Source organism: Methylobacterium sp. J-026, from assembly GCF_022829585.1.
Classification (GTDB): domain Bacteria; phylum Pseudomonadota; class Alphaproteobacteria; order Rhizobiales; family Beijerinckiaceae; genus Methylobacterium.
On the sequence record NZ_JAKSYC010000062.1, the window covers coordinates 25,645 to 31,696 of the forward strand.

Consider the following 6,052-nt stretch of genomic DNA (forward strand, 5'->3'; position numbering starts at 1 on the left):
TCAATCGACCTGCGCCTTCGGCTTGGGCGGCGGCGCGCAACCTTTCGGCTTGCCGTCCTTGTCGGCCTTCTCGCCCGGCACGAACAAGGCCGAGACCCGGCCGCCCGCCACCGGGTCCATGTTCGCCCGGCCGGTGTTCATGTCGTAGACCAGCCGCTGGCCGCGGGTGACGTTCTGGCACTGGCTCAGCACGACGTTGCCGGTCAGCACGATGCGCTTGGCATCCTGATCGAAGACCGCGTGGTCGCCGGTGGCGACCTGATCCTTCTGCACCACCGTCACCGGTCCGGCGCAATCGACCTTCTGGATGCCGTTCTCGGCCGGGTTCCGGGCCGGCGGGGCCTCGGCGGCGGCAGTGGCCTGCGCCTCGCCCTTCGCCTCGCCCTTGCCGTCAGCCTTGGCATCCTTGCCGGGCGTGTCCTTGCCGCGCTTGTAGTAGACCGTCATGGTCGAGCACCGGATCGTGCTCTCGCCCTGCACAGCCACGACGTTGCCGGCGAAGACCGCCCGGTTCTCCCGGTCGAACACGTCCAGCCGGTCGGCGTCGATCTTGATCGGCTCCTTGCCGCCGCCGCCAATATTGCCGAAGGGGGAATCCTTCTTGGCCGCCTTCTCGGCGAGGGCCGGGGCGGCGAGCAGCAGGCAGGCCACCACGGCGGCGCCAAGGGTGCGGGCGGTGTTCATCGGGCACCGTCCGCGGGCTGCGCGTCCGAGGTCAGGATGCGCAGAGCCGGCTTCTCGGCCTGATCCTCGTTGACGATGACCACGTGGACGTTGCCCACGAAGGAAATGCGCTTGCCGCTCTCCACCACGTCGAGGCTGTCGGCGTTCACGGTGGCCCGGGGGCTCGACACGGTGACGGGTTCCTGGGAACTGATGGCGCCGGTCTTGAACGCCACCGCGGCGGAGCGCAGCCGCGCCTCCTCGCCCTTGTCGGTCCAGATCCGGATGTCGGTCTTCAGGTCGAGGGACTCCCGGGCGCTGTCGAACAGACCGGAGGCGGCCGAGAGCCGGGCGACACCGCCCTGGTCATCGGTGGCAATATGGCCGCGCATCTGCTGCAGCTCGATGAGGCTCGGCTTGCGCACGTCCTGAAGGGCGGCGTCCGCCGTCACCTCGTAACCGCGCGTCCCCTGACGGAAACCCGCGAGCCGCGGATTCTCCATCCGGACCTTCGTGCCCGCCAGCGTCACCGGGCCGATCGAGACACCCGGCAGATGCGCCGCGAAGGGATTGAACAGGTAGGCCAGCAGAAGGGCCACCGCACCGCCGGCCGCCACGGGGATCAGCCGGCGCATGGCGCGCACCCGGCCACTGTGGCGGTACGCCCGGGCATGCGCCCGGGTCCGCGCCGCCGCGACCGCCTGTCCGTTGCCGGCTTGAGCCTCGACCGGGTTCATGCAGCGTCCGTGAGGCGCGCCTGACGCGCGCGCGAGAGGGATCGGCTCAGACGCCTGCGGCCCCCACCGCGCCCGCGCCATCGGACGGGCAATGCTCCCGGCCGGTGGCGAAGTTATGGCTTGACCATTTCCGAATGATCAACCGAACTTGTAATCCAGCGACCGGGATGTGTGTGGCGACACACGTCCCGCACGGACGGATGCGGCCCCCAGGCCTAGGCGCTGCGGGTCTCCGCCAGGGCCGCCGCCACCGTCCGGACAAAGGCCGCCGGGTCGCGCGGGCTGTCGCCGTCCTGGATGCGGGCGAGATCGAGCAGGGTTCCGGCGGCCTGCGGCACCTCCGATTCGGGCGAAGCGGCGAGCGCGCGAATCAGTTGATGACGCGGGTTGATCTCCAGAACCGGCTGTCCGGCCCCGGCCCGCCCGGCGCGGCGCATCAGCCGCTGCATCTGGAGGTCGGGGCCGCCGGTGCCGGCCGACAGGACCACCGCCGAATCGACCAGCCGGTCCGTGGTGCGTACGTCCGAGACCTCGGCACCGAGCGCCGCCTTGACGGCGGCCACGAAGGCGTCGAGCCCATCCGGTGTCTCCGGCTGCTCGCCCTCCGGGGCGAATTTCGACAGGTCGAGGCCGCCTTTGGTGATCGAGCGGAGCGGCTTCTCCGCGAAGGTGCCGAGCTGATCCGGCCAAAAGGCATCGACGTGATCGGAGAGGAGCAGCACCTCCAGACCACGCGCCTTGAAGCCCTCGAGCTGGGGCGAGGAACGCAGCGCCTCGGCATCGTCGGCGACGAGGTAGTAGATCGCCTCCTGGCCGTCCTTCATCCGGGACACGTAGTCGGGAAGCGAGGTCCAGCCCTCAACCGCAGAGGAATGGAAGCGCAGGAGCGGTGCGATCTCGGCCCGGCGCTCGAAATCCTCGTAGATGCCCTCCTTGAGCACGGCGCCGAAATTCTCCCAGAACGGCTGATAGCCCTCGGCGTCCTTCGCCCGGCTCGCGAGTTCGGACACGACGCGGCCGGTCACGGCCCGGCGGATCCGGGCCAGCGCCGGCGTCGATTGCAGCATCTCGCGGGAGACGTTGAGGGGCAGGTCCTCGGTGTCGACGACGCCCTGGACGAAGCGCAGCCAAGGCGGCAGAAGCTCAGCCTCGTCCGTGATGAACATCCGCCGGACATGCAGGCGGACCTTGCTCTGCCGGTCGTTGTCGAGGGCCTGGAACGGCTTTGCGCCGGGCACGAACAGCAGCGCCGAGAATTCGAGCTGCCCCTCGGCGCGCCAGTGCAGCGTGGCCCAGGGCTTGTCGAAGTTCATGCCGAGGGCGCGGTAGAATTCGTCGTACTGCTCCTCGGTGACCTCGGACTTCGCCTTGCGCCAGAGGGCGGTCGCCTGGTTGGCCGATTCGTCCTTACCATCGCGCACGACCGCGATCGGCACGGTGATGAAGTCAGCCCATTTCCGCACGAGGTGGTCGAGACGATAGGGCTCCAGGTACTCGTCGGCATCCGCCTTGAGATGCAGCACGATGTCGGTGCCGGGCTCAGACCGCGCGACGGGTTCCAGCGTGTAGCTGCCCTGGCCCTCGGACGCCCAGGTCCAAGCCTCGTCGCTGCCGGCCCGGCGCGACGTGACGGTGACCCGGTCGGCCACCATGAAGGCCGAGTAGAAGCCGACGCCGAACTGGCCGATCAGGCTCGGCCGATCCTCCGCCTTAGCGGTCTCCAGCGTCTGCGAGAAGGCCCGGGTGCCGGACTTGGCGATGGTGCCGAGATTGGCGGCGAGATCTTCCTTGCTCATGCCGATGCCGGCATCCGAGACGGTGAGGGTGCGCGCCTCCTTGTCGGGGGCGATGCGGACTTTCGCGTCCGGCGGCAGGGCGCTCGCCGCCGAGGTCAGCGCCTCGAACCGGCGCCGGTCCATGGCGTCGGCGGCGTTGGCGACGAGTTCGCGCAGAAAAATCTCGCGGTCGGAATAGAGCGCATGCACGACGAGGTCGAGGAGCCGGCCTACCTCCGCCCCGAACTCGTGTCGCTCGATCGTCTCGCTCACGGGTGATGCCTCCGCATAGGGAAATTCGCGGGGGCCATATGCTTGCGAACGCCGCGGTTTTCAATCCGTTGAGCGCGTTGAGGCGCTCCCGCGGAGACGGCACGCGCGCAATGGCGATGCTCTCGAACCGAACCGGCGGTGAAGCTGCGCCCCTCTCAGCGTCCCGGCCGCAGAACCTGGTCTAAGTGTCGACAGGCCAGAGCGATGTAGCGTGGTATCTCCCGGTCCTTGGCGAAGTAGGCGACGCGGCGACGCGCGATGCCGAGTTGGGCTGCCGCCGCGTCGAGGGTCAACCCGTTGCGCCGGAGGAAATCCGAGAACTCCGCGTTTGTCATTGCCGCTTCGGCCAGATCCTCGACCGTCTCTGCCCCGATATCGAGATCGTCGTTGCCCTCCCATCGGATCGAACCGCCCCATGCGCCCAGCCGCACCGTGTCGAACGGGATCGTCCCATCCCGCAGGGGACGGAACACCTTCAGCGTGAAGATCACGGGGGCGAGATCGACCCTGTCGCATCGCCCGCGTCGGGCGCCGTCAGCCCAGCTCACCAGCACCGTATAGGGTGCGTCTGCCGGCGTGACGCTGGCCAGCGTCGGCAGGGGCCGACCGACGGTCACGATCTCATCCGCGCTCATTGAGGCGCCTCCACTCGATCATCAACGCTTCGGTCTGCCCGGCTGCCCAGGCCACCACTTCGGCCAGGGCTTTCCGGTTGTACGTCCCCCGGATCACCTGCAGGGAGCGGATATCGACGAGGGCGTGGAAATCGGGGCCGATCATATGGAAGTGGGGCGGGCTATGGTCCCGCGACCGAACCTCGATTCGGAATCCGTCAAAGTGATGAAACGTCGGCACGACGCGTCCACCGGAGACCGGGTCGGTCCCTGATAATGCACGAATTGCACCCTATCAATCGCTCCGTCGGCCGTCCGCTCAGATCTCGATCTCGGTCCCCACCTCGACGATCTGACGGGTCGGCAGGCCGAAATGGGCACCGGTGCGCTCAGCGTTGCGCTTCATGAAGGCGAACAGGCCCTCCCGCCAGGGGGCCATGCCGGGACGGGTCGGAGACGGGATGACCACCTCGTGGCCGACGAAGTAGGTCATGTCCTCCAGGTATTCCGGCGGCAGCAGGCCGCTCGCCACGGCGCATTGCAGCCCCTCGGGAATCGAGGCCGTCTGCATGAAGCCGTAGCGCAGGACGACGCGCTCCATGCCGGGGGTGTATTTCGAGATCGCCTTGCGGATGCCCTGGGCGACGAGGGTCACCTGCGCCCGCTCGCTCGCCGGGATTACCGGGGCCTCCTCGTAGAAGACGGTGATCAGCAGGATCCGCTCGTGGAGGCAGCGGCTGCGCTCCACCAGACGGCCGAGCGCCATGGGGATCCCCTCTGTGGCGGCGGTCAGGAAGGCCGCAGTGCCGGGCAGGGTCACGGGCGGATGCGAGGCGAGGCGGCCCAGGAAGGTCGCCTCGGGCATGCGCATGGTCTCGCGCACGGATTCGAGGATGTGGTTGCCCTTCATCCAGGTCAGCATCAGGAAGGCGACCGCCCCCGCGAGCAGCAGCGGAAACCAGCCGCCCTCCAGGATCTTCACGCTGTTGGCAGCGAAGAACACAGCGTCGATGGCGAGGAAGAAGCCGTTTACGGCGAACACCAGAATCGGATTGTAGCCCCACCGCAGGGCGATCAGGGCGGCGAGCAGCGTCGTGATGCCCATCAGCGCCGAGACCGCGATCCCGTAGGCGCCGGCCAGGGCGTCGGACGAACCGAACACCACGACGGCGGTGAGCGTCGCGGCGGCGAGCAGCCAGTTCACGCCCGGCACGTAGATCTGGCCACGCTCCTCCTGGTCGGTATGGACCACCCGCATCATCGGCATGAAGCCGAGCTGGATCGATTGCTGGGTCAGCGAGTACACCCCCGAGATCACCGCCTGCGAGGCGATCACCGTCGCCATCCCGGAGAGGGCGACCAGCGGATAATGCGCCCAGTCCGGGGCAAGCAGGTAGAACGGGTTCTCGATGGCGCCCGGATCGGCGATGATCAGCGCACCCTGCCCGCAATAGTGGATCAGGAGCGCGGGCAGAACGAGGCCGAACCACGCGATCCGGATCGCAGGGGCGCCGAAATGGCCGAGGTCGGCATACATCGCCTCGCCGCCGGTCACCGCCAGGAAGGCCGCACCCAGCATAAGGAAGCTGACGTGCCAGCCGGCATGGAGCAGGAAGTCGACGGCCCGCCAGGGATTGGCCGCCGCCAGGATTTCCGGCGTGCGCAGGATGCTTGGAACAGCCAGAAGGACCAGGACTACGAACCAGACCATCATGACCGGCCCGAACACCCGGCCGATGGCGGCCACGCCCTTGTGCTGCACCAGGAACAGCCCGATCAGGATCACCAGGGTGATCGGCACCACGTAGGGACCGAGCGCGGGCGCATCGACCTTCAAGCCCTCGACCGCCGACAGCACCGAGATCGCCGGGGTGATCGCCCCGTCGCCATAGAGCAGCGCCGCGCCCACGAGCCCGACCACCAGCAGCAGCGCCTTCCACGTCCCCGGCCGCGCCTGCCGGGCGCCGAGCAGCGCCAGCATGGCCACGAT

General features: G+C 68.5%; 6 protein-coding genes. All 6 read right to left on the reverse strand.

The genetic code is table 11. The features are described 5' to 3' along the window. The gene (locus MKK69_RS05045) at positions 1–684 is read right to left on the reverse strand and encodes an LptA/OstA family protein (RefSeq protein ID WP_243966609.1); all 684 of its coding nucleotides are present in this window, start codon (positions 682–684) and stop codon (positions 1–3) included. Then, a complete protein-coding gene (lptC, locus tag MKK69_RS05050) occupies positions 681–1,400 on the reverse strand; it encodes an LPS export ABC transporter periplasmic protein LptC (RefSeq protein WP_243966610.1) in 720 nt (239 codons plus the stop codon). The genes MKK69_RS05045 and lptC overlap by 4 nt, the downstream gene beginning before the upstream one ends. Before the next feature lie 215 nt (positions 1,401–1,615). Beyond that, the gene (htpG, locus tag MKK69_RS05055) at positions 1,616–3,448 is read right to left on the reverse strand and encodes a molecular chaperone HtpG (RefSeq protein WP_243966611.1); all 1,833 of its coding nucleotides are present in this window, start codon (positions 3,446–3,448) and stop codon (positions 1,616–1,618) included. A gap of 155 nt (positions 3,449–3,603) precedes the next feature. Beyond that, a complete protein-coding gene (locus MKK69_RS05060; RefSeq protein WP_243966612.1) occupies positions 3,604–4,083 on the reverse strand; it encodes a DUF2442 domain-containing protein in 480 nt (159 codons plus the stop codon). Continuing rightward, complete coding sequence (locus tag MKK69_RS05065) at positions 4,070–4,303, reverse strand: DUF4160 domain-containing protein (RefSeq protein WP_313900830.1); 234 nt, start codon at positions 4,301–4,303, stop codon at positions 4,070–4,072. The genes MKK69_RS05060 and MKK69_RS05065 overlap by 14 nt, the downstream gene beginning before the upstream one ends. Positions 4,304–4,381: 78 nt before the next feature. Continuing rightward, the coding region (locus MKK69_RS05070) for a potassium transporter Kup (protein WP_243966614.1) at positions 4,382–6,052 on the reverse strand (1,671 nt) is incomplete at its 5' end.

What these genes read in the sequence shown, in the direction of transcription:
- MKK69_RS05060 (WP_243966612.1), bottom strand. Translation starts at nt 4,083, where the DNA reads ATGAGCGCGGATGAGATCGTGACCGTCGGTCGGCCCCTGCCGACGCTG.
- MKK69_RS05045 (WP_243966609.1), bottom strand. Translation starts at nt 684, where the DNA reads ATGAACACCGCCCGCACCCTTGGCGCCGCCGTGGTGGCCTGCCTGCTG.
- lptC (WP_243966610.1), bottom strand. Translation starts at nt 1,400, where the DNA reads ATGAACCCGGTCGAGGCTCAAGCCGGCAACGGACAGGCGGTCGCGGCG.